General features: G+C 65.2%; 19 protein-coding genes. 4 read left to right on the forward strand and 15 right to left on the reverse strand.

Translation table 11 applies throughout. From position 1 onward, the window contains the following. The 11 genes from GNZ21_RS09170 to GNZ21_RS09220 form a co-directional block, all read right to left on the reverse strand. Nucleotides 1-1,101 carry a PqqD family peptide modification chaperone gene (locus GNZ21_RS09170; protein WP_157323517.1) on the reverse strand — a complete coding sequence of 367 codons (1,101 nt, stop codon included), beginning with the start codon at nt 1,099-1,101 and terminating at the stop codon, nt 1-3. 102 nt (nt 1,102-1,203) lie between these two features. Then, nucleotides 1,204-1,368, reverse strand: a complete 165-nt coding sequence (locus GNZ21_RS09175) for a thiocillin family RiPP (RefSeq protein ID WP_157323519.1) — start codon at nt 1,366-1,368, stop codon at nt 1,204-1,206. Nucleotides 1,369-1,396: 28 nt separating this feature from the next. Next, complete coding sequence (locus GNZ21_RS09180) at nt 1,397-1,558, reverse strand: thiocillin family RiPP (protein ID WP_157323521.1); 162 nt, start codon at nt 1,556-1,558, stop codon at nt 1,397-1,399. 29 nt (nt 1,559-1,587) lie between these two features. Continuing rightward, the gene (locus GNZ21_RS09185; RefSeq protein ID WP_157323523.1) at nt 1,588-1,758 is read right to left on the reverse strand and encodes a thiocillin family RiPP; all 171 of its coding nucleotides are present in this window, start codon (nt 1,756-1,758) and stop codon (nt 1,588-1,590) included. Nucleotides 1,759-1,791: 33 nt separating this feature from the next. Further along, nucleotides 1,792-1,959, reverse strand: coding sequence for a thiocillin family RiPP (locus GNZ21_RS09190; RefSeq protein ID WP_157323526.1), 168 nt, complete (start codon nt 1,957-1,959; stop codon nt 1,792-1,794). Between the two features lie 53 nt (nt 1,960-2,012). After that, on the reverse strand, nt 2,013-2,750 hold the full coding sequence (locus GNZ21_RS09195) for a nitroreductase family protein (RefSeq protein ID WP_157323528.1): 738 nt from the start codon (nt 2,748-2,750) through the stop codon (nt 2,013-2,015). Then, nucleotides 2,750-4,387 carry a hypothetical protein gene (locus GNZ21_RS09200; RefSeq protein ID WP_157323530.1) on the reverse strand — a complete coding sequence of 546 codons (1,638 nt, stop codon included), beginning with the start codon at nt 4,385-4,387 and terminating at the stop codon, nt 2,750-2,752. Before GNZ21_RS09200 ends, GNZ21_RS09195 begins: the two co-directional genes overlap by 1 nt. Then, complete coding sequence (locus tag GNZ21_RS09205) at nt 4,384-5,088, reverse strand: TOMM precursor leader peptide-binding protein (protein WP_157323532.1); 705 nt, start codon at nt 5,086-5,088, stop codon at nt 4,384-4,386. The genes GNZ21_RS09200 and GNZ21_RS09205 overlap by 4 nt, the downstream gene beginning before the upstream one ends. Nucleotides 5,089-5,122: 34 nt before the next feature. Beyond that, nucleotides 5,123-6,502, reverse strand: a complete 1,380-nt coding sequence (locus tag GNZ21_RS09210; RefSeq protein WP_188503423.1) for a YcaO-like family protein — start codon at nt 6,500-6,502, stop codon at nt 5,123-5,125. A 193-nt stretch (nt 6,503-6,695) separates the two neighbouring features. Beyond that, nucleotides 6,696-7,925, reverse strand: coding sequence for a sensor histidine kinase (locus GNZ21_RS09215; RefSeq protein WP_157323534.1), 1,230 nt, complete (start codon nt 7,923-7,925; stop codon nt 6,696-6,698). Between the two features lie 134 nt (nt 7,926-8,059). Continuing rightward, a complete protein-coding gene (locus GNZ21_RS09220) occupies nt 8,060-8,257 on the reverse strand; it encodes a hypothetical protein (RefSeq protein ID WP_157323536.1) in 198 nt (65 codons plus the stop codon). Nucleotides 8,258-8,435: 178 nt separating this feature from the next. Between GNZ21_RS09220 and GNZ21_RS09225 the strand changes: the two genes are divergently transcribed. Both GNZ21_RS09225 and GNZ21_RS09230 read left to right on the forward strand, forming a co-directional pair. Further along, nucleotides 8,436-9,164 carry a response regulator gene (locus GNZ21_RS09225; RefSeq protein ID WP_157323538.1) on the forward strand — a complete coding sequence of 243 codons (729 nt, stop codon included), beginning with the start codon at nt 8,436-8,438 and terminating at the stop codon, nt 9,162-9,164. 36 nt (nt 9,165-9,200) lie between these two features. Further along, nucleotides 9,201-10,013, forward strand: coding sequence for an HAD-IIA family hydrolase (locus GNZ21_RS09230; protein ID WP_157323540.1), 813 nt, complete (start codon nt 9,201-9,203; stop codon nt 10,011-10,013). Between the two features lie 19 nt (nt 10,014-10,032). On the opposite strand, the gene GNZ21_RS09235 is transcribed toward GNZ21_RS09230, so the two are convergent. Continuing rightward, nucleotides 10,033-12,978: an FAD-binding and (Fe-S)-binding domain-containing protein gene (locus GNZ21_RS09235; protein WP_229659345.1), complete on the reverse strand. Its 2,946-nt coding sequence runs from the start codon at nt 12,976-12,978 to the stop codon at nt 10,033-10,035. A 99-nt stretch (nt 12,979-13,077) separates the two neighbouring features. Next, entirely contained in the window at nt 13,078-14,631 is a 1,554-nt protein-coding gene (locus GNZ21_RS09240) for an anthranilate synthase component I family protein (RefSeq protein WP_188503422.1), read from the reverse strand. 42 nt (nt 14,632-14,673) lie between these two features. Here GNZ21_RS09240 and GNZ21_RS15705 point away from each other — a divergent pair, with 42 nt between their 5' ends. Both GNZ21_RS15705 and GNZ21_RS09250 read left to right on the forward strand, forming a co-directional pair. Further along, nucleotides 14,674-15,282: a TetR/AcrR family transcriptional regulator gene (locus GNZ21_RS15705; RefSeq protein WP_188503421.1), complete on the forward strand. Its 609-nt coding sequence runs from the start codon at nt 14,674-14,676 to the stop codon at nt 15,280-15,282. Between the two features lie 104 nt (nt 15,283-15,386). Further along, complete coding sequence (locus GNZ21_RS09250; protein ID WP_157323546.1) at nt 15,387-18,188, forward strand: MMPL family transporter; 2,802 nt, start codon at nt 15,387-15,389, stop codon at nt 18,186-18,188. A 25-nt stretch (nt 18,189-18,213) separates the two neighbouring features. Here the strand turns inward: GNZ21_RS09250 and GNZ21_RS09255 are convergent, their stop codons facing one another. Together GNZ21_RS09255 and cls are read right to left on the reverse strand one after the other, a co-directional pair. Continuing rightward, the gene (locus tag GNZ21_RS09255) at nt 18,214-19,101 is read right to left on the reverse strand and encodes a hypothetical protein (RefSeq protein ID WP_157323548.1); all 888 of its coding nucleotides are present in this window, start codon (nt 19,099-19,101) and stop codon (nt 18,214-18,216) included. Nucleotides 19,102-19,149: 48 nt separating this feature from the next. Then, nucleotides 19,150-20,658: a cardiolipin synthase gene (gene cls / locus GNZ21_RS09260; protein ID WP_157323551.1), complete on the reverse strand. Its 1,509-nt coding sequence runs from the start codon at nt 20,656-20,658 to the stop codon at nt 19,150-19,152. Between the last annotated feature and the right edge of the window lie 17 nt (nt 20,659-20,675).

The raw sequence follows: 20,675 nt of genomic DNA on the forward strand, positions 1-20,675 counted from the left end.
TCAGCTGGTCCTTGCGATGATGTCTTGTACGGCTGTGTTGACGCCCTGGGTGAGCAGTGCCGCGATGAGCACCACATAGGCCGTGGAGACTGCGGCGTAGAGGATATAGGCACTTCTCTTCTGCCAGGTGAGGCGCTCCAGATGTCCCGGGACAGGTTTCTTGCCGAAGACTGACTTCAGGTAGGCGAAGGAGCGTCCCCGGAAGTCCACAGCGCCGGTTGCTGCCTCCAATGCGCTGTACCCGTCGCTGGGCAGCAGCGGATTGAGGTTGATCAGCAGGCCGATGAGTTGGAAGGTCAGCAGCAGCAGCAATGTGTCCTGCCAGAATCCAGAAGTGTAGAAGGCGGCGAGACCCACCAGGCCGCAGAACACGCCATCTGAGGTGATGCCGGCCATGGCGATGGCAACTCTTGGCTTCCGGTCCCGCAGCCGATAGGCATCCGTGCGGTCCACATACGCCACCGGCATGAACCAGAAGAGCATGGCGAATCCGAGGCCTCGTACTGGCACCCGCAGGATTTGGGCCACCAGGGCGTGTGCGGTTTCATGAAAGAGGATGATCAGCAGCTGCAGGGCTGTGGCGGTGAACACCGGGCCGAGCTCAAGCGTTACCCAGGTACCGCCTTGGGTGAACAGTGCCCAGCCGCCGGTGAGGAATCCGCTAACCGAGATCAGTGCCACCAGGCAGCCGAGCAGTCCTATCGGAGCTGCACGCAGCAGCCGGGCCACCGGTTCCAGAATCTTCGGCAGGCTGCGGGAGACCACAACTCTGGGCATCAGGCGTGAGGTCCGGAACCGTCCTTGACGTTCTCCGGCCTTGGGGAGTTCGGAGCCTTCAATCAGGCCGGAGCTGGTGAGATGCTCCAAAAAACGGTCCAGTTGGTGACGGAACGCTTCCCGCTGGGCGGGATCTTTGGCACGAACCAACTCGACGAGGTCCTCAGGGGTGTGCTGACCGTCGAGCTTCTGCAGAATAGCTTGGCCGCTGCGGCTGACTCGGTGGTAGACGCCGGTAGCGGGATCATAGATCAGCGGCAGATCATCCATACCGGTGATAAGTTCAAGCTCCTCCCGGAGCCGAGGTGCTGGGGTGACGGTCATCATCAGTTCCCTGTCTTGGTGAGTCGGGCTGGACAGTAGAGGCGGGGCTTTGGCTGTCGCTGCGGCACTCTGCCGCAGCGACAGCCAAAGGACCCGGCAGGATCAGCTGAAGGTAGAGGCGCTACCGACGCTGGCCGCGGAGCTGCCGGGGCAGGATGCGGTGGAAGCGCTGGCGGCGGAGAACCAGCTGCCCAGGGCGCTGTCCTCCGGCATCTCCTCCACGGAGATTTCGTCAATGGCGTAGAGCTCGATCTCTTCGTTCTGCATGATGGTTCCTTTCTTGGGGTTTTCGGGTTCAGCTTGCGGTGGAGGCAGTGGTGAATGAGGAGGCGGAGGAGGCCGGGCAGGATGCCGATCCGGCCGAAGTGGCTGAGGAGAAGGAGCTCAGGGCGTCTGCCTCAGGGAGATCCTCAATGGCCAGCTCGTCGGTTGCGTAGAGGTCGATGTCTTCGGACATGGTGTTCTTCCTTTCTGTGGTGGTGATTATTAGGAGACGGTCATTGCCGTCATGACGCTTCCTGCGCTGCTGGTGGGGCAGCTGGCAGTTCCTGCGGTAGAGGTTGTGGAGTAGGTGCTCAGCGCAGTGCTTTCAGGCAGCGCCTCAGCCTCCAGGTCCTCCGCGATCTGCTCCAGATCAGTGCTGTCGTAGTCGTTCATTGCTTTCCTTTGCTCAGATGTGTGGTTGTTCTGTCAGCCGGACATGCATGAGAAGCTTGTGAAGCTTGAGGCCGATGTGGCCGGGCAGGATGCCGAGCCCACTGACGATCCGGTGGAGGCTGAGGAGAGCGCGTTGCCCTCGGCAAGCTCCTCCAGCTCCAGCTCCGCCTCATGCGATGCGTAGAGATCAATCTGGTCCATGTTTCCCTCCTTACTTTTTTCCGATGTGCTTTCCTGGTCGCCCCGTCGCCTGCTTATGACTCCGAGGGGTCTGGTGCTGCATTGGCGGGTACCTTCGGCGGGGGACCCAGGGCCAATGCAAAGAGTTGGTGCCGGCTTGTGCCGTCGCTTGCCACCGGCTGGCGCAGGGCCGCAGGCAGCAGACCGGCAAAGACGCTGCCCACCCATCCGCGGGAGACGCCTTGAAGCCACATGGCGTAGGCAGCTGCTGAGACTCGTCCCATCAGGAGCCGGTAGCCATGAGTGCCGGCGCGCGCTTCAGCTGCTGCCAGATCCGCCCCGAGGCTGATGATCACCGCGGCATCGGCGAACTCCGCCTGCAAGGTCAGGGACTCCAGGGCGCTGGGGTCGAAGTCCACCGCGATCTTGGCAGCTGTCTGTGTACTGGGGGTGATCTGGTGAAAGCCTCGGTCCAGGCCCTCCACACGCAGCGCTGCGATGGTGATCTCCAGCTCGGGCAGCTCAGCCTCCTGCTGGTCCCGGCCCTGCTTCTCCTCTGCTAGACCCGCCGTGATCACCTCCCCCACGTGTGCTGCGGGCAGTGGGCTCTGGGCGAAGAACCTCAGGGAGCGCCTTCTGCGCAGGGTCTGCTCCAGATTGAGCTGGGCCGGCGGGCGGCCCGGCCCGGCCAGGGAGACCACCTGTTCGGTGGGCAGGGCCCTCGCTGGAGGCGGCTGGTCAGTGAGGCCGGGGGATGCTGAGGTCTGCCAGGTCCGAATGAGGTCCTGCGCGAGGTGGACTGAGCTGCTCATCAGAGGTCTCCTCCTAGGTCGATCACGGCTGTGATGGGTTCGCTCTCGGGATCTGAACCAAGTCCTCGGCTGATCGCCTTGTCCTGCCAGCGTTGCCGCCGGCTGACGGGGATGCCGAGATGTTCGGCGACTTTCTGCAGGGCCATCTGGGCGCAGCCGCTGTCCAGCAGGACGATCCGTAAGGCGAATGCTCCGTATTTCTGGGCCACCTTCAGGTAGTCGCCGGCCATCACCACTGAGACCGGGGCCTTGCCGGGAATCAGATCTGGATTGGTACTGATCCGAGCAAGACTGGTCTCCTGCGGCAGCCAGGCATAGATCCCTGCTGGCAGCTCTGTGCTGCCCTGCCTGATCACTACATAGGGCAGTACGGAGCCGATATTTCCTCCGCAGGCTGTCCAGCGCAGCACCCGTTGCTCTGCGGCGGCTTGAATGCCATCTGCCACAGTGAGCATCACGGACAGATCTGCAGCACTGACCTCAGCAGTGGGCAGGTTGCGTGGGTGTGCCAGACTCTCCAGTTCTGGGTCGGGGAGCTGGACCCGTGAGGCTGAGGGCCAGGTCCTGAAGCGATGCTGCAGGGCGGTGTTCGACGGCTGGTAGTGCTTCTGGTGTGCTTTGTTGTCTGCAAACTCTTTGGGCGGCATGGCCACCGAGGCCTCGTAGCGCACACTCATCGGTGCGGCTGAGGGCGCAGAACCAGTGGATTCGGAACACACCTGGCAACCAGGTCTGGTGGCACCGGTGTGTTCGGTGCTGGTCCAGGTGGTCAGATCGAGCAAGCGGGTCCGGCCGGGGATATGGGACTGCACCGCCCGGGTGACCACGGCGAAGACCTCTCTGGCCAAAAGGCTCAGTCCCAGGTCTCGATCTGCTGTTCCCGGTAGTCCCGCAGGTTCCGGCTCCTGGTCGGTCAGACAATCCAAGCATGGGGTGAACCGAGGGTTGGCATAGGGGCCGATCCGGGCTACACCACTGTCCAGGCGGAACCGGATGAGCGGTGTTCCCTGGGACCAGGCATTCCGAACAATGGTCTCCAGACGGGCCTGGGTCTCGGAGGAGTCTGCCTCCGGCTCTTCCAGCAGGATGATCAGATCAGCATCCGGGCTCACTGTGCTGCTGGTGATCAGCTGCAGGGGATCCGGGATCTCAAACTCATCGCGGAACTGCTCAGCCAGCGCCGGCTCGCCGGCGATCCCGATCGTAGCGTTCAGCCAACGGTTGGCGGCTTCCTCCCAGGTGGTGTTCGCTCCTGTGGAGTCCCCCAGCCGGGAGAGATAGTCTGCTACTTCATCGGCGATCCCGCAGGCTCCCTCCTCCGGCGGGCCTTCCTCAACGATCCCGCTGGTCCAGAGCAGTGAGACCACCCGGAAGATCACCTCCTCGGTGACCGCACAGCTCTCAGCCAGTTGCCGGTGGTCCTGGCTGCCCTCGAGCAGGGGCAGCAGCCTCGGCAACAGGGTGGCGGCCGTTTTGCCTTTGAAGACTTGCCGGGAGGGCAGCCCGACCACGGTGACTTTGCCCTCGGCGGTTTTCACCTGAACTCCGCGGCGCATCCGGGGATATACCGGCACCTTCAGTTGGGGATCCTGGCGCGCTGCGGCACCGATGCTTTCTGCTGTCAATGCGCCGCTCATCGGGCTGCCTCCTGAAGTTCTGGAGTCTGGGTATGCTGCTGCTGGCCTCCGATTGCGGATTCCAACTCGCCCCACAGCGCCTGGCGGGCCTCGTGCTTCGGTCCGAATCGGCCTCGACACCGGGCGCAGTTGTCAGTGCCCACAGTGGGCGCGGCAGTCACTGTTCCGCTGACCAGATTGACTGACCGCACCGTGCCTTCTGCGGGCCCGCCAGATGCTGCTTCGGCAATCTCGCTGAAGGCCTGGCGGGTCAGCGCGGCCGCCAGGGATATGTGGTGCTTGAGCACCGCGAACTCACTGGGGTTCTCAGCGGAGTCCCTGTCCGGGTGGCTGCTGGGCAGGGCCAGGCGGTGCTGACGGCGGCGCCGCTCACTGCAGCGGTAGCAGGCGGTGCGGCCGGGGATGACTACCGGGCCCACTTGAATCTCAGCGGATCGGGCCACGACATGGATCCATGGGATGCCCCGGAGGAAGCAGGTGTGGTCCACTGCATCGGCGATGCGGGGCCGCTCAGCGCCGGTGGCGAGGACCAGAGTCTCGGCATAGGGCCACATGCTGGGATGGGTGCCTGGGGCGACGTCGTGGATCCTCCCCCGGTGGTGTGCCTGCAGCCGTTGGGCCACGGCGTGGCCAAAGCAGCCGGCAGCCAGGTAGAGGGTTTCCGGGGGCTGGCGATCTGTGGGTGCTGGTGTCTGATACATAGACGGCTCCTTGGTTCAACGGGTGGCTGGTGGATCAGGCGAAGGGCTGGGGGTGCGGGTTGATCTCCGGTTCGCTGTGCACCTGCAGTCCCATGGCTTGCGGTGCCTCGTAGAGACGTGGGTGCCCGAGGTAGCGTGCCCGGTGGGCGAAGGAGAGCGGCATCAGCTGCGGCACCAGGACTCGCACTACGCAGGCGCCCACCTCCCGGGCCTCATCGGTGGTCATATCCACTACGACGACGTCGAATCCCTTAGCTTTGAACTTCTCCACCAGATGCGGCAAGGCAGGACCCTTCTGTGTGAACCGGGGGAGCTCGTTGAGGCTTCGCCGGGGGCGCTCGCCCTCGAGGAGAAAGTCGAAGAGGGGGCGCTTCTCCGGCGGTCCGGCCAGCAGTGCGCCGCCGATCACGCTGAGCGTGTCCTCGGGGTCCTCGTCCGAGCGCCGCCCAGGGGCTGAGAGGGAACGCAGCGCGATCCGCAGCGAGGCTGCCTCTCGGAGCAGTTTGGCCACGGCTTTATGGGGGTCAGGGTCGCAGGTGGCGGCGACCACCTGGGAGAGGACTGCGTCGTCGTCGGCGAGTTGGACCCCGTAGATCACCGGAATACCCAGATCTGTGGTGGCGTCGAAGAACCTGGTCCGCACGGTGGAAGACTGACCCCGCTCCCAAAATTCTTGGTACTCGGGGGAGATATCCGCAGCACTTACCTCGAGCTCCGGCAGCCGCATCTTCTGCAGCCAGGTCAGAGCGATGGAGTCCCGCTCCACGACTTCCAGCAGCCCGTTCTCCACTGCGGCCACCGGATCGAGGTGGGCTGCACATCCGGTGGAGACAGGATGGGTGTAGCGCTCTGAGCTGGATTCGGGCGGGAAGCGCAGGTAGGTGGAGACTGCGGGAACGTATTTCGGGCGGCTTTCGGTCAGAGACCACCCTTTGACCCAACGCAGGGGGATCCTGGGGTCACTGGGAATCAGCCCGCAGCGCGGATGGGCCAGTTCCTGTGCGGAGCAGGTGGGCCAGGCAGCGGGCGGGATCCCGTCATCGCCCATTTCCTCCGCGGTGGCCCAGACGAGCTCCTGGGGGTCCCAGGATGTGGAGGAGTAGCGCTCCAGGGACTCTGCCACACTGATATGGGCTGCGGTGGCGCGGTCCAGGGCGCCGCCGGCGCCGTCGAAATTGCCGGACATCGCATCGTGGTCCCAGCCAGCCTGCACATCCAGTGCTTCACCGGGGTTGCCCAGGGACGCCGAGTAGATGGGGAAGCGGGGCTCCCCTTCGGTAATCGGCAGCTGGCTGACCTTGGAGACCAACCCGTAGGGGGAGGCCAGCCGGCCCATCGGCTTCAGGGTCTTCGCCACCTCGCCCGGCGGCAGTATCCGGTTCTGGGTGGCCTCTTGGGTCTTTGTACTAAGCATCAAGTACTCCGTTCCACTGCTGGAGGGAGGAAGCTGTTCGCTTCCGGCTTGATACCTAGTTCAGTCCACGGAGCGGGCCTTGGGTTATACCCATGAAGCTACTCTGTTTGGGTAGCCATCAGGTGGGGTGGGCCGGTCATGGGGCCTGGCCAAATGGCTAGCGGTCGTAGTGTGGGGTGCGCGTGAGTGAGTGTCAGCCCACTGGAAGCATGACCCAGACAGACCATCTGCCACCGACAGGCTCGGCAGCCGCGTAGCCGCGGAGCAGACTTGCGCGCTCCACAATTCCGAGCACGCCCTGACCCGAGGAGAGCGGGCTGGTCCGGCGAGCGCCTCGGGGCTGCTCCTTCATGGTGGAGTCCACGGTGAAGGTCAGCCATTCCTGCGTGGAGGAGAGCTCTATGGTGACCTCAGAGCCTGGTACTGCGTATTTGGCCACATTGGTGCAGCACTCCTGGAGGATGCGCAGGGCGGAGGAGACAGTGGCTCGGCTCAGCCGCACATCGGGGTCGAGGTCGATGAGGCTCTCGACGCCGAAGCCCAGCGCGCTGAAACGTCCCTTGAGGTACTCCAGGCCGTCATAGAGTTCCATATCGAGCAGGCTGCGCTCAGGAACACCCTGCACTGCGGTGTCGGTCCCCGGTTCTCTGAGAATACTGACCAGTTTGCGGAGGTCACGCAGGGCCTCATTGCTGAGATCATGAACTTCTGCGGTGCTTTCGCGCAGCTTCTCCACATCTGTGCTGCGCCGCTTGCTGCCACTGACCAACGAGATGATGGTGAGCTGATGGGCCACAATATCGTGCAGATCGCGAGCTAGGGACTCCCGTTCGCGGACCCGGACCCGTTCACTGTTCTCGGCAAGCTCTCGGTTGGCCTGCTCGGTGTGCACTATACGCCTGCGCAGCCCTCCGAAGGCCACTCCGACAAAAGCGGCCGGCAGGCAGAACAGCGCAAACGTGGCCAGGTAGAACAGGTCGCCGTGCTGGGCCAGGGAGATCACAGCTGACCAGAGCAGCAGGGCAATCACAATGTAGCCGGTGACCGGGATGCGCGAGACCGCGCCGATCACCGCGGTGAGAATGAAGGCGACTAAAGTGATAAACCCTATTTGGTCGTCCCAGAGCGCGAAAGCACCCGCGAAGACCATAAAGATCGCTGCCGCGGTGACAGGATATCGGCAGGCCACCGGCAGACTCGCGCTGGCACCGGCGAATGCCAGCAGCTCAAGGAGGTCCTGCCCGGAGCCCGGTGGGTTGTTTAGCACATAGTCAATGACAAAGAATGCCGCCACGCATCCGGAGACCACGTAGAAAATAACGGGGAGCGGGGCCCTGTTCGCCCACATAGCGGATGCCAGGGACCTGGGAGCAGTCGCGGCCGAACCGGCACCGGTTTCTGCGGTCTCAGCGGGGCCAGTCACAACCGTGACTTTATACCGGCTCCTTCTTGGGATGAAAGTGTGTACTCAATATGCCCAGCTTATGTACAGGCTCAGAGCGGCGGAGCAGAGGGCGGTCGCCGCCGAAGTCACCTGGATTCAGCAGTGCCTGAAGGTCAGCAGTTTCTGAAGAACCGGTCGAAGACATAGCAGAAGGAGTCCTGGACCAGCTGCGGCTGCACTGTCGAGTCAACGGAATGTACGCGCTGCTGTGTGTCGGCAGCGGACTGAGCCATTGCCGGACCGGAGATGCCGGCGGCCAGGACCACCGCGGCCGCGGTGCTTACTACCAAACGCTGGATCTTCTTCATCATGATCTCCTTAGAGTGTTTGACACTTGTCTGATGTTCTGCTGAACGCTTCTGCGAACATCTTCAGTCTTCCGATGGCCCGCCACTGTCCTCAACGGACCAAGGTCCATTCCTGATCTGGACTTTCGTCTAGCCAAAAGTCTCTGGTCGGCTGCTGTGTGGAGTGTCTACGATGAGACGCATGAGTTCAGAACTGCCCCATGCCTCCAGCGCCGATCACCGCGTCCGGATTGTGGTTGCTGATGATCAGCCGCTGATGCGCCGGGCGATCGCCGACCTGGTGCAGGATGAACCGACCCTGGAGCTGGTGGGCGAGGCGGCCAATGGCCAGGAGGCCGTCCAACTGGCGCAGAGTGCGCAGGCTGATCTTGTGCTGATGGACCTGGATATGCCGGTGATGTCCGGGGTGGACGCCATTGCTGCACTGACCGCGGCCACGGATATCAGGACTATGGCGCTGACCACCTTCTCCTCCATGGACTGGGTGCTGGCGGCGTTGCGGGCTGGGGCGTCGGGGTACTTGGTCAAGGACTCGGCCCCGGACATGATTCTCCAGGCGGTCCAGCAGGTTATGGAGGACACTATGGTCCTCTCCCCTTCTGTGGTCTCTCTGCTGAGCAAGCAGGTTCTGGAGATGCCGGACCGGGCGGTGCGCACCAGCGAGGAGGAGGCGCCTCAGCTGACCGAGCGCGAGCAGCAGGTGCTCGACCTGCTGGCCGGCGGGCTGAGCAACCGGGAGATCGCCCAGGAGCTATTTCTCTCTGAAGGCTCGGTCAAGCTGCATATGGGCAAGGCCTGCGATAAGCTCGGCGCCCGCGATCGAGTCCAGCTGCTGGTCCGTGCTGTGGAGCTGGGCCTGGTGCGCCCGGCTCTGATGAAGCCGGAGACCGCCCTGGACCGCTACCGCTGATAGGGCCCCGGAGAGGTTCCGCTTAGGATGGTGCCCATGAGCGGTGAGGCGAACATTGAGTGCTGGCTGACCGATATGGACGGGGTGCTGGTGCGCGAGCATGAGGCGCTCCCCGGCGCGGCAGAGCTGCTGGAACAGTGGCGGCGCAGGGACTTGCCCTATCTGGTGCTCACCAATAACTCCATTTTCACGGCCCGTGATCTCTCTGCCCGGCTGCGCCATTCCGGGCTGGTGGTCCCGGAGGACCGGATCTGGACCTCGGCCCTGGCCACTGCCACTTTCCTGGCCCAGCAGGTGGACACTGCGCACGGCAGCGGCAGCGCCTATGTGGTGGGCGAAGCCGGCCTGACCACCGCCCTGCATGAGGCCGGGTTCATCATGACCGAGACCGATCCTGACTACGTGGTGGTGGGCGAGACCCGCAACTACAGCTTCGAGGCAATCACCAAGGCGGTCAGGCTGATCAGCAACGGCGCGCGGTTCATTGTGACCAATCCGGATGCCACCGGGCCCAGCCCCGAGGGCATGCTGCCGGCCACCGGGGCAATCGCCGCGCTGATCTCCAAGGCCACCGGCTCAGACCCCTATGTGGTGGGTAAGCCGAACCCGATGATGTTCCGCTCCGCCCTGAACCATCTGGGCGCACATTCGATGCAGACCGCCATGATCGGTGACCGGATGGACACTGACATTGTGGCCGGCATGGAGGCCGGTATGCACACCATCCTGGTGATGTCCGGGGTCTCCTCGCAGTCCAGCATCGCTCAGTACCCCTTCCGCCCCAATCAGATCATCGACGGGGTCTATGAGTTGGTCGAGGACTTCGACAACGAGGCCGCGAGCGACTGAGCCGAATGAAGGCCTGCGGTTACGCAGGGTCCTCCGCGGCGATTGAGCCAGGGCGGGCCTGCGCCAGCAATTCGGCTAGGTGGAGGGCTTCGACCCCGGCGAGGTCGTCGAGCTGGACCTTGCAGCTCATGCCATCGGCCAGCACCACCCGCCTTGCGGCGTCGGTGCGTCCACGCTCACTCTGGGCACGCACTGCCGGCAGCAGATAGGTTTCGGCCACCGCCACGGAGACCTCGTAGTGCCCCTTCTCCACACCGAAGTTCCCGGCCAGCCCGCAGCAGCCGGCGACCTTGGTGACGGTGGCCCCGGCCATCTCCAACAGGGCCTGGTCCACCTCCCAGCCGATGATCGAGGCCTGGTGGCAGTGCGGCTGGGCCACTACGTCGGTGCCGGTGAGGTCCGGCAGCTGGATCCGGCCCTCATCCACCAGCCGGTTGACCAGTTCGGCGAAGCTCAGCACACCATCGGCCACGGTCTTGGCTTCCTCTCTGGCGGAGAGCTCCACGGCATCGGAACGCAGGGTGGCCAGGCAGCTGGGCTCCAGGCCGATCACCGGCACTCCGGAGGCCACCACCGGCTCCAGCACTGTGATGGCCTGATCGATCCGCGCCTTGGCCGCATCCAGCTGGCCGGTGGTGATCCAGGGCAGCCCGCAGCAGCCCTGCTTCTGGATGATCCGCGCCTCCAAGCCCTGATTGCGCAGGAACTCGATGGCGGCCAGGCCCGACTGGGGGAAGAAGTGGTTGGTGAAGGAGTCAGCCCAGACCCAGACATCGGGCTGAGACGACGACGCCGCCCCGGCTGCTTGACTGCCCAGGAGGTTCTTGGCTGCCCTGCGCAGGGTCTTGGCCGCAAACCTCGGCACGCTGCGGCGCTGGTCGATCCCTGCTGACCATTTGGCCACAACCGCCAGTGGCGCGAGCTTCATGCTGAGATTGGCCAGCGGAGCCACCGGTGAGGCCAGTTTGGCCCAGAAGGGCAGCCGGCCCAGGATGTAGTGGCTGCGCGGGCGCAGCTTCTTCTTGGGCTTACCCTGTGCATCTCGGTCATAGGTCTGGTGCAGGGCCTCGGCCTTATAGGTGGCCATATCCACTCCGGCCGGGCAGTCGGAGGCGCAGCCCTTGCAGGCCAGGCAGAGGTCGAGGGCCTCGTGGACGGCAGGGTCAGCGAGCCCTTTGACCAGCGTGCCGTCCATAGCCTCCTGGAGGATCCTGCCGCGGCCTCGGGTAGAGTCCTTCTCCTGCATGGTGGCCAAATAGCTGGGGCACATCACCCCGTTGGTCTTGGGCGCCACGCAGCGGCCGACTCCGGAGCAGCGGTGGACTGCGGCGCCGAAGTCGCCTGCGTCATGCGGCAGCAGCATGCCCGGCCAGGGAAGGTCCTGCTTGGGCTGGGTGGGTTTGATGTTCTCGGTGTGCGGCACTGGACCGGAGCCGTCGGGTGCGGTGATGATGCCCGGGTTGAGAAGGTTCTCCGGGTCACAGATGGCCTTGGCCTGGGCGAACAGCGCCAGTGAGGTTTCGCTGTACATGGTGGGCAGCAGCTCAGAGCGCACCCGGCCGTCGCCGTGCTCACCGGAGAGCGAGCCGCCGTAGCGTGCCAGCCCTGCCGCGCAGGCGGCCATGAACTCGCGGAAGACACCGGTGCTGGCGGAATCCCCGTGCTGGAAGGGAAAGTCGATGCGGCAGTGGATGCAGCCGTCTCCGAAGTGCCCATAGGGGTAGCCCTGCAGGCCGTAGTCCTTCATCAGGGACTCGAATTCGCGCATCCAGGCGCCCAGGTGCTCCGGGGGCACGGCGGCATCCTCCCATCCCGAGTGTGCGGGGGTGGGGAGGCTGATCCCAGCCAGGCCCGCCCCGTCCTCGCGGATCTTCCACAGTGCTGCAGCCTCTGCGGGGTCCTCGATCATCCGCTCGCCCACCGCTTCAGAGGCGGCTTTGACCGCTGCCAGGGTGTCAAGGGCGGCCTCACCAGCAGTCTCCACGAACAGCCAGGACTCCCCCTTGGGGAGCACGGGAACCCGCTTACCGGCCCCGCGGACCAGGGCCACCAGCCGGGAGTCCATGCCCTCGCAGGCGATCAGCCGGCCGGCACCGGCCCTGAGGATATGCGGGACAGCGTCGGCGGCCTCGGCCACATTGGGAAAGCCCAGCACCATGAGCCGGCGGCCGGGCTCGTCCTGAACCAGGTTGACCGTAGCCTGCAGCACTGTCCCCAGAGTGCCCTCGGTGCCGGCGATGAACTTTTCGATGCGCCCGCGGTTCTCCGGGAGCAGATGTTCGAGGCTGTAGCCGGAGATCTGCCGGCCGAACTGGCCGAAGCTGGTGCGGATATGCGCCAGGTTCTGTGCGGCCAGCTCCAGCAGCTGCCTAGCAGTCTCCCCGGAGGCGGCTCCGGCGCGGGCGTCGAATCGGCCGGTCTCCCCGTTGCCGAACAGCACGGTGGCCGCCTCGATATTGTCCGAGGTGCGGCCGTAGCCCAGGGCTCGGGAACCGCAGGCGTTGTTGCCGATCATTCCCCCGATGGTGCACCGGGAGTGGGTGGAGGGGTCGGGGCCAAAGCGCAGTCCGTACGGGGCTGCGGCACGCTGCAGGTCAGCGTGGATGACTCCGGGCTGGACCGTAGCGGTGCGCGCCTCGGGGTCAATTTCGATGATCTGTCTGAGGTCGCGGGTATCCACCACGATGCCCTCGCCCACGGCGTTGCCGGCGATGGAGGTCCCGGCCCCGCGGATGGTCAGCGGCACCCCCAGTTCCCGGGATGTCTGGTGGGCGGCGAGCAGCTCCTCAGTAAGTGCCGGCCTGGCGACCACTTGCGGCACCACCCGGTAGAGACTGGCATCTGCGGAGTAGATGCCTCGGGCCAGGGCGGAGTCGTCCACTCCGGAGACTCCGGCCCGGCGCAGCGCAGCGGCGATGTCAGCGGTACCCTCAGCGGCGTGGTGCAGCTCGGCGGTAGTGGTCACGCTGGACAGCCCTCCGTATTGTCAACAATCTGCAATCCTCTCGCTCTCAGCCTAACGGGCAGAGCTCACCCCGGTAAATCTCTGAGCAGGAAGGCCACGTCAGTCCTGGTGGGGAAACACCGCCTTGAGGGCGCCCAGCACACCGCGGGATTTGGTGACAATCTCCTGCCATTCCGCCTCCGGGTCCGAGTCTGCGGTGATCGCTCCGCCGAGCCCCAGATGAAAGTCCCAGGCCGGAGCTTCTCCGCCAAACCTCTTCCCCTCCGTCATACCCAGCGAATGTTGCGTCTGAGGCCGATCTTCGGCCGATTCTGCAACAAGCCCTGGGAGTGCAGGCGGGGCGGATGACGCCGGGAGTGCGGCTGGGACGGGTGCGCCCGGCGAGGGAACCTCAGTCAGCACAGCGGTGCGGATCAGCACCGCCAGATCACAGGCGCCGGTGCTGGAGAACCAGCCGGCCGCTCCTGAGTAGGCGCCGCGGGGCCCTGTCTCAAGGCGGCGCAGGATCTCCATCGTGGAGATCTTCGGTGCCCCGGTCATGGAGCCCGGCGGGAAGGCGTCAGCGAGCGCCCGGGCCCGCGAGACCCGGGGCGGAAGCTGGGCACTGATCGTGGAGACGAGCTGGTGCACTGTGGGGTAGCTCTCCACTGCGCAGAGCCGCTCAGTCCGCAGGCTGCCGGGCACTGCATGGATGGAGAGGTCATTGCGCACCAGATCAGCGATCATCACATTCTCCGCCCGGTCCTTGGGGTGGCGGTACAGATCAGCCAGCTGGGCGGCGTCGGTCTCGGGCGTGCTGCCCCGGGGCCTGGTGCCCTTGATCGGTTCGGAGCGGATGGTGCCGGCTGCGCTGATCGAGGCGAACCGCTCCGGGGAGGTGGAGAGGATGGCCTCTGCAGGCGAAGCCGGACGCGGAGGGAACTCGATGAACTGGGTGAAGGGCGCGCGGTTATGCTGCCTCAGCCGCAGGTAGACCTCCCAGGGGCACCCGCGGAGCCGGCCACTGACTGCGGTCGTGAGGCAGACCTCATAGGAGTTCCCCTCATAGATCTGCCGCTGGGCCTGCCGAACCTTGGACAGATAGGCGCCGCGGGCATCGCGGAGGCTGAACTGCTCCAGGCGCGGGACCGGCCTGCCGGGCGCATCGGAGACGAGCGCCGGGGCAGGGCGCAGCGCCTCGACGGCGGCACGCACCCGCTCCACCCAATCCAGCCCCTCCGCCTGCGGATCCCCGGCCAGCCATTGGACATCTGCTGTGTGGGAGTGATGGTCGATCACCACGGCGTGGGTGGCGCGGAAGAGCCGGGCCTGTTCCTCGTAGCCGATCCAGCCCACCCAGCCCAGCTGGAAGGCCGGCTGGCTCTGCTCGGTTCCCGGGGGCACCTGGGGCGGCGCTGCGGCGTCGTACTTCCAGTTTTCGGCGAGCCAGCCGAAGGCGTCCTGAGCCAGATCTGCGGTGTGGGCATAGCGGCCCAGGGAGAAGGCCAGAATGCTGTAGCGGCTCCGGTGCGGTGCCGGGGAGCGGGCATGGTCACTGCTGTCCAGGAACGCCATAGGCACCTGTCCCAGCTGCTGCCTCAGGCTGCCGAAGAGCTCAGCGGCCGCATCCTCGGCTGCCGAGAAGGGCAGAGTGGCGCGGGCAGCGGCAGGCATGGGCACCATCCTATGGTTCGGCACCGGTCTACGATGGAGACCATGGCAGGGCATAGGGATGATGAGAGGCACCGGGGGCGCCCGCGCAGTGAAGAGGCCCACCAAGCCGTGCTGGATGCGGTGGCCACACTCTTGGACCAGCGAGGGCACACCTATGAGGAGCTCACCGTGGAACGGATCGCCGCCGAGGCCGGGGTGGGCAAGCAGACCATCTACCGCTGGTGGAGGAACAAGGCCGCCGTGGTGCTGGAGGCGCTGCTGACGGGTCGGCTGAAACTGACCTCGGAGCCGGTGCCCAATACCGGAGATCTGCGTGCGGATCTGATGACCTGGTTGGACTGCGAGCTGGAGCAGGCGAATATGAACGACACCCTGGTGATGGCCCGCAGCCTGATGGGCGCGCTGGTCACCAGCGGGGAGGAGACCCGGAGTCTGTTCGCCGGGCGCTCGGTGTGGGATGACATGGAGCTGACCCAGCGTATCCGCGCTGAGGCGGAGGCAGGCGGGCTGCATCCAGACACTGACCCTACTGCGGTGGCCTCCGCCATTATGGATCCCTTCATCATTCAGCTGCTCACTGCCGGTCACCCCAGCCGGGAGTGGATGGAGGCGCAGGTCGATATTGTGCTCCACGGCGCTCTGCCCCGCTGATGTGACGTTGCTCTCAAACCTCAGTGAGCTAATTCCGAGACGTGGCGTTCCATATATGATGTCAGGAGACCCCCGCCCTACGGACTTCTGAGGACTGCCTCCCCATGGCCACTCTGCTCTATCGGCTCGGCATGTTCGCCGCTCGCCGCGCAAAAACTGTGATCGCCGGCTGGTTCGCCATGCTGCTGGTTGCAGCAGCTGCCTTCGCCGGATTCAGCGGACAACTGACCGACCAGATCACGGTGCCGAACCTGGAGACCACTGCGGTGGCCGACCGGCTCACCGAGGAGCTGCCCGATGCCGGCGGCGGCAGTGGCAGTGCGGTGCTGCGCACCGAGAGCGGCGAGCCCTTCACCGATGAGCAGCAGGCACAGCTGGCCGATCTCATCGATGACATTGAGGCCCATGAGGTGGTCGATGAGGTCACCAATCCCTTCGAGGCCGAGGCTGAGATGGCCGAGGCTCAGCAGGAGCTCGCCGATGCGCGTGCTCAGCTGGATGAGCTTCCCGATGACTTCGATCCGGAGGCCGCCCGGGCCGAGCTGGCCGAGGGCCGCGAACAGATTGAGGAGGGGCAGGCAGAGCTGGAGGCGGTCCGGGGCCAGCTCGACGCCGGCTGGGCTGAGTTGGAGGCCGGCCTTGAGGCCCAGGGCATGAGTGTGGATGAACTCGACTCCGCCCGTGCAGAGATCGAGGAGGGCCTGGCCGCCCTGGATGCCGCAGATGCGGAGATCGACGCTCAGGTGGACCAGGCCCTGGCCGGAGGCTACTGGCCCAGCGTGGAGGCCGAGCTCAATGCCGCCCGCGCTGACGTGGTCGCTCAGCGCCAGCAGCTGCAGGGGGCCCTGGCCGGGATCGAGCAGGCCGAGGAGGGTGTGGCCGAGCTGGAGTCCGGTGAAGAGCAGTACGCAGAGGGTGTGGCCGAGCTGGAGGCGGCTGAGGCCGAGCTGACCGAGGCCGAGGAGGGCCTGGCTCAGATGGAGGAGGCCCTCAATGGCGATGAGGACCCCTTTGCGATGATCGAGCGCGGCGAGCGCATGCTCGAACTCACTGAGGATGCGGGCATGGTCAGCGAGGACGGCGATGTGGCGATCATGATGATCGCCTTCCACGACCCGCTGGAGCAGGTGGACATGGATGCGCTGGCCGCCGTCTCCGCAGACTTAGTGGAAGCGGATATCGACGGTGTGGAGGTGCTGCCCAGCCGCGACATCAGCTTTGAACTGCCCCACCTGTTCTCGATCGCTGAGGTGATCGGCCTCATTGTTGCCGCCGTGGTGCTGCTGGTGATGCTGGGCACCTTCATCGGAGCAGGGCTGCCGCTGCTGAACGCTCTGGTCGGGGTAGGCATCGGTGTGGCTGGTGCCATGGCACTCTCCGGAACAGTAGAGATGATGAGCATGACCCCCATCCTGGGGCTGATGCTCGGCCTGGCCGTGGGCATCGACTACTCGCTGTTCATCATCAACCGCCATCGCCGTCAGCTCAAGGACGGCATTCCGCTGCGGGAGTCCATTGCCCTGGCCAACGGCACCGCAGGCAACGCAGTGATCTTCGCCGGGGTGACCGTGGTGATTGCGCTGCTGGCCCTGAATGTCTCCGGACTGCCCTTCCTTGCTCTGATGGGCACAGTGGCCGCCGCCTGCGTGATCATTGCGGTGCTCATAGCAGTGACGATGACCCCTGCCCTGCTGAAGCTGGTGGGCTGGCGGATCCTGCGCCGCAGGGAGCGCCGCTACATCGGCTTCGAGGAGGCCAAGCCCCGCGAGATTACCCAACCGATGGGCAACCTCAAGGCACTGAGCCTCACTGTGCTCTCGCTGGCAGGACTGGCAGTGCTCTCCATCCCTGCACTCGACCTGCGCTTAGGACTTCCCGATGCCAGCTCCGAGGCCCAGGACTCCATGGCCTACCAAGCCTATGCGGAGATCGAGGAGTCCTTCGGGCAGGGTATGAACGGCCCGCTGCTGGTGCTGGCTGACTTCCCCGCCCCACTCGAGACCGAGGAGGCCGCCACCGATTATCAGCTCGACATCGCTGAAGCGCTCATCGCCCATGAGCATATCGACACGGTGCTGCCGATCGCGCTGGCGGAGGACCACACCATGGCCGCCTACCAGGTGATCCCCGTTGAAGGCCCCGCCGCGGAGTCCACCGGAGAGCTGGTTCATCAGTTCCGTGACGGCAACCCGCTGGCCGGCACTGAGACAGCTGAGGTCGAACTCTCGGTGGCCGGGATGACCGCCGCAGAAATTGACATCTCCGGGGTGATCGCCGAGGCCATGCCGCTCTACCTGAGTCTGGTAGTCGGACTCTCTCTGATCGTGATGATCATGGTCTTCCGCTCTATCCTGCTGCCGGTGGTGGCGACCCTGGGCTTCGCCGGGGCACTGACCGCATCTTTGGGCATCGTCGTCGCCGTCTTCCAATGGGGCTGGCTCGGAGAGATCTTCGGGGTCAGTAGGCCCGGCCCGATCATGACCTTCCTACCGATTCTGCTGGTAGGCATCCTCTTCGGCCTGGCCATCGACTATGTGCTCTTCACCTGTTCGGGGATGCGCGAAGCCCTGGTGCACGGTTCCCCGCCGCGGCTGGCGGTCCGCAAGGGGCTGCACGCCGGACGTGCTGTGGTCACCGCGGCGGCGCTGATCATGGCCAGCGTCTTCGCCGGGTTCATCTTCACCCCGGATCCGATGATCGCCTCGATCGGCCTGGGCCTGGCAGTGGGCATCCTGCTGGATGCCTTCGTGGTGCGCCTGGTTCTGGTGCCTGCGGTCCTGCACCTGTGCGGGCCTGCCGCATGGTGGCTGCCCAAGTGGCTGGACAGGATCCTGCCCGATGTGGACGTCGAGGGCGCCAAGCTCGAGCGGAAGGCCGCCAAGGCTCATGAGGGTGCCGGAATCTGACCCGGCCCTCGGTGTCTGAGGCGGCTCAGGCGTCGTCGTGCTTTGCTGAGTCCCAGTGCTCGGCGAGCCTGCTGAGCTGAGCCTCGGCCACAGTGCTGAACTCCTCCTCGTCCAGCCCCACGGCCGCTACCATCACCAGGTTCTGGCCGAAGTCCACGGTCATCGAGTGCCGCACCGCAGAGCCGGCGCTGAGCGGCTCATCCTGGCTGTGCACCACCATCCTGATCCCGTCCACATCTAGGCCGAAGTCCTCGGCCAGCTCAAGCCGACTGATCTCCACTGACTCATCGCCGGCCTCCAGCTGGGTGCCGCCGCACTCTTCCAGCACCCGGTCCCAGATCCTGGCGGTGTCCACCTGCTCATCGAAGCTGAGGATCCAGGCGTAGACCTGCGGCGAGTGCTCCTCCTGGTCCTCAGGCATCCGGTAGGAGTGGACCAGGCCGCCGAGTGGTTCCTCACCCACCAGGTCCACATTGATCCGGTCCATAATCGCTGCACAGGGGGTTTCGCCGAAAGTCTCCTGGTACTGGGTGTACTCCACCGCGATGTAATCCAGGAAGTAGGAGATGCCGGTATGGGTGGAGTGGCTCTCCGGGGAGTCAGGGAGATCCCCGGCGCTGAGCAGCACTTCCAGCTTCTGGTCCTCGTCCAAGGCCTCCGGGGCCTCTGGGCCGGCTGACTCTGCTGTGGCGGCCTCATGGGCCTGTTCAGTGCCCTCGGCTGCGGGCTCAGTGGGCACCGCCCGGTCCGTGCCCTCTGCCGAGACTGCTGTTTCCGGGGCCTGCTGCGCCTGGTCATCCTGCCCGATGTCCCCGCAGGAAATGAGCAGGCTCAGACCCGCCGCGGCGCACAGTGCAGCCGTGGCTCGGGGGGTGGTCAGGGTCCGCGACCCAGGTAGGGTGCTTTCAGGCACGTAGGCCAGAGTAGTTCAAAATCGCAATAACTGGGAGCTAGAGGCGACTTACTGCAGCGCAGAAGTCAGCCGGAACACATTGTCCAGGTACTTGGTGCCCAGTGGCCGCCGGGCCCACTGCTCCTGATTCAGCTCCTCGGAGATGCTCAGGTAGTCCAGGAAAATCCCATGCAGCTCGGCCACCTTTGCGTCATCGACCACCATCAGGGTGACCTCCAGGTTCAGCGAGAATGACCGCATATCCATATTGGAGGAGCCCAGCACCGCCACATCGTGGTCCACAATCATGAACTTGGCATGCAGCACATCTGGTTCGGGATAGCGGAAGATCCGGACCCCCGCCTCCAACAGCGCCTGGTAGTAGGACTGCTGGGCGTGCTGGACGGTGAACTGGTCCGCCTTCTTGGTCACTAACAGAGTGACCTCCACCTCCCGGTGGGCGGCATTGGTCACCGCGTAGAGCAGGGAGTCGTCCGGGACCAGGTACGGGGTGACGATCACCAGTCGGTCCACCGCCTGGTAGATGAGGTCGTTGAACAGGCGCAGGTTGTTCTCATCGGGGAAGCCCGGGCCTGAGGGGACCACCTGGGCCAGAGAGCCGCCCCGGGCGGACTCATCCTCCTCCAGGTCCACCAGCAGCTCGGTGCCGAGGTTCTCCCCGGTCTCGGCATACCAGTCCGAGGCGAAGACGATGTCCAGGCCGGTCACCACCGGGCCGGTGAGCTTGGCGTTGAGCTCCACCCACCTCCGGTTCATCCTCACCGCCGAACGGCGCTGGTAGTGCGGTTCGATCAGGTTGGCGGAACCGGTGAACGCCACCCGGGAGTCCACCACCACAATCTTGCGGTGGTTGCGCAGATCCAACCGGGAGAACCGGCGCCGGAGCGGCTGGATGGGCAGCACCCGGTACCACTGGAAATGCGGCCACTGCTGGCTGGCCGCAGTCAGCCGGCGCTTGAGCCTGCGGTAGCCGCGCACCCGCATAGTGCCCAGATGGTCGTAGAGGAAGCGTACGGTGACCCCACGGGCGGCGGCACGCTCCAGGGCGTCCAGCACCGGGCCTACGTACTCCGGGTCCTCCCCCACAATGTAGAAGACCACGTGCACGTACTCTTCGGCGGCGTCGATCTCTGCGGCCACCCGGGTGAAGTAGTCCTTATACCCCGGGATCAGGGTGACATGGTTGCCCTCCTGGAGGGGGAAGGCCCCCAGATTCCGGTTCAGCGCAGCGGTGGCGCCAAGCTGCTCGTCATCGCCGCGCAGCTGGTCGGAGAGGTCCATGTGACTCGTGGCCTCCAGCAGCGCCTCATTGATCCGCCGCTGCCGCTCCTGCCTGCGCGCAGAGAGCTTATTGCTGCCGATCAGCAGGAACAGCGGCAGTGCCACCAGCGGCATGAAGAAGATGGCCAGCAGCCAGGCCATGGCGGTATTGGGCCGCCGGTTGCCGGGGATGATTCCGATCACGGCCAACCGGATGCCGACCTCGAAGGCCACCACGATGACCACAATCCAGAACGGCAGGGCTTCGATGCCGAGCCCGCTCAGCGGCCAAAGCATGTCATCCCTGTGTTCGT

The organism is Nesterenkonia alkaliphila, from assembly GCF_009758175.1.
Taxonomy (GTDB): domain Bacteria; phylum Actinomycetota; class Actinomycetes; order Actinomycetales; family Micrococcaceae; genus Nesterenkonia; species Nesterenkonia alkaliphila.

Coding starts and splice junctions, on each gene's coding strand:
- GNZ21_RS09170 (WP_157323517.1), bottom strand. CDS start 1,101: ATGACCGTCACCCCAGCACCTCGGCTCCGGGAGGAGCTTGAACTTATC.
- GNZ21_RS09175 (WP_157323519.1), bottom strand. CDS start 1,368: ATGCAGAACGAAGAGATCGAGCTCTACGCCATTGACGAAATCTCCGTG.
- GNZ21_RS09180 (WP_157323521.1), bottom strand. CDS start 1,558: ATGTCCGAAGACATCGACCTCTACGCAACCGACGAGCTGGCCATTGAG.
- GNZ21_RS09185 (WP_157323523.1), bottom strand. CDS start 1,758: ATGAACGACTACGACAGCACTGATCTGGAGCAGATCGCGGAGGACCTG.
- GNZ21_RS09190 (WP_157323526.1), bottom strand. CDS start 1,959: ATGGACCAGATTGATCTCTACGCATCGCATGAGGCGGAGCTGGAGCTG.
- GNZ21_RS09195 (WP_157323528.1), bottom strand. CDS start 2,750: ATGAGCAGCTCAGTCCACCTCGCGCAGGACCTCATTCGGACCTGGCAG.
- GNZ21_RS09200 (WP_157323530.1), bottom strand. CDS start 4,387: ATGAGCGGCGCATTGACAGCAGAAAGCATCGGTGCCGCAGCGCGCCAG.
- GNZ21_RS09205 (WP_157323532.1), bottom strand. CDS start 5,088: ATGTATCAGACACCAGCACCCACAGATCGCCAGCCCCCGGAAACCCTC.
- GNZ21_RS09210 (WP_188503423.1), bottom strand. CDS start 6,502: ATGCTTAGTACAAAGACCCAAGAGGCCACCCAGAACCGGATACTGCCG.
- GNZ21_RS09220 (WP_157323536.1), bottom strand. CDS start 8,257: ATGATGAAGAAGATCCAGCGTTTGGTAGTAAGCACCGCGGCCGCGGTG.
- GNZ21_RS09225 (WP_157323538.1), top strand. CDS start 8,436: ATGAGTTCAGAACTGCCCCATGCCTCCAGCGCCGATCACCGCGTCCGG.
- GNZ21_RS09230 (WP_157323540.1), top strand. CDS start 9,201: ATGAGCGGTGAGGCGAACATTGAGTGCTGGCTGACCGATATGGACGGG.
- GNZ21_RS09240 (WP_188503422.1), bottom strand. CDS start 14,631: ATGCCTGCCGCTGCCCGCGCCACTCTGCCCTTCTCGGCAGCCGAGGAT.
- GNZ21_RS15705 (WP_188503421.1), top strand. CDS start 14,674: ATGGCAGGGCATAGGGATGATGAGAGGCACCGGGGGCGCCCGCGCAGT.
- GNZ21_RS09250 (WP_157323546.1), top strand. CDS start 15,387: ATGGCCACTCTGCTCTATCGGCTCGGCATGTTCGCCGCTCGCCGCGCA.
- cls (WP_157323551.1), bottom strand. CDS start 20,658: ATGCTTTGGCCGCTGAGCGGGCTCGGCATCGAAGCCCTGCCGTTCTGG.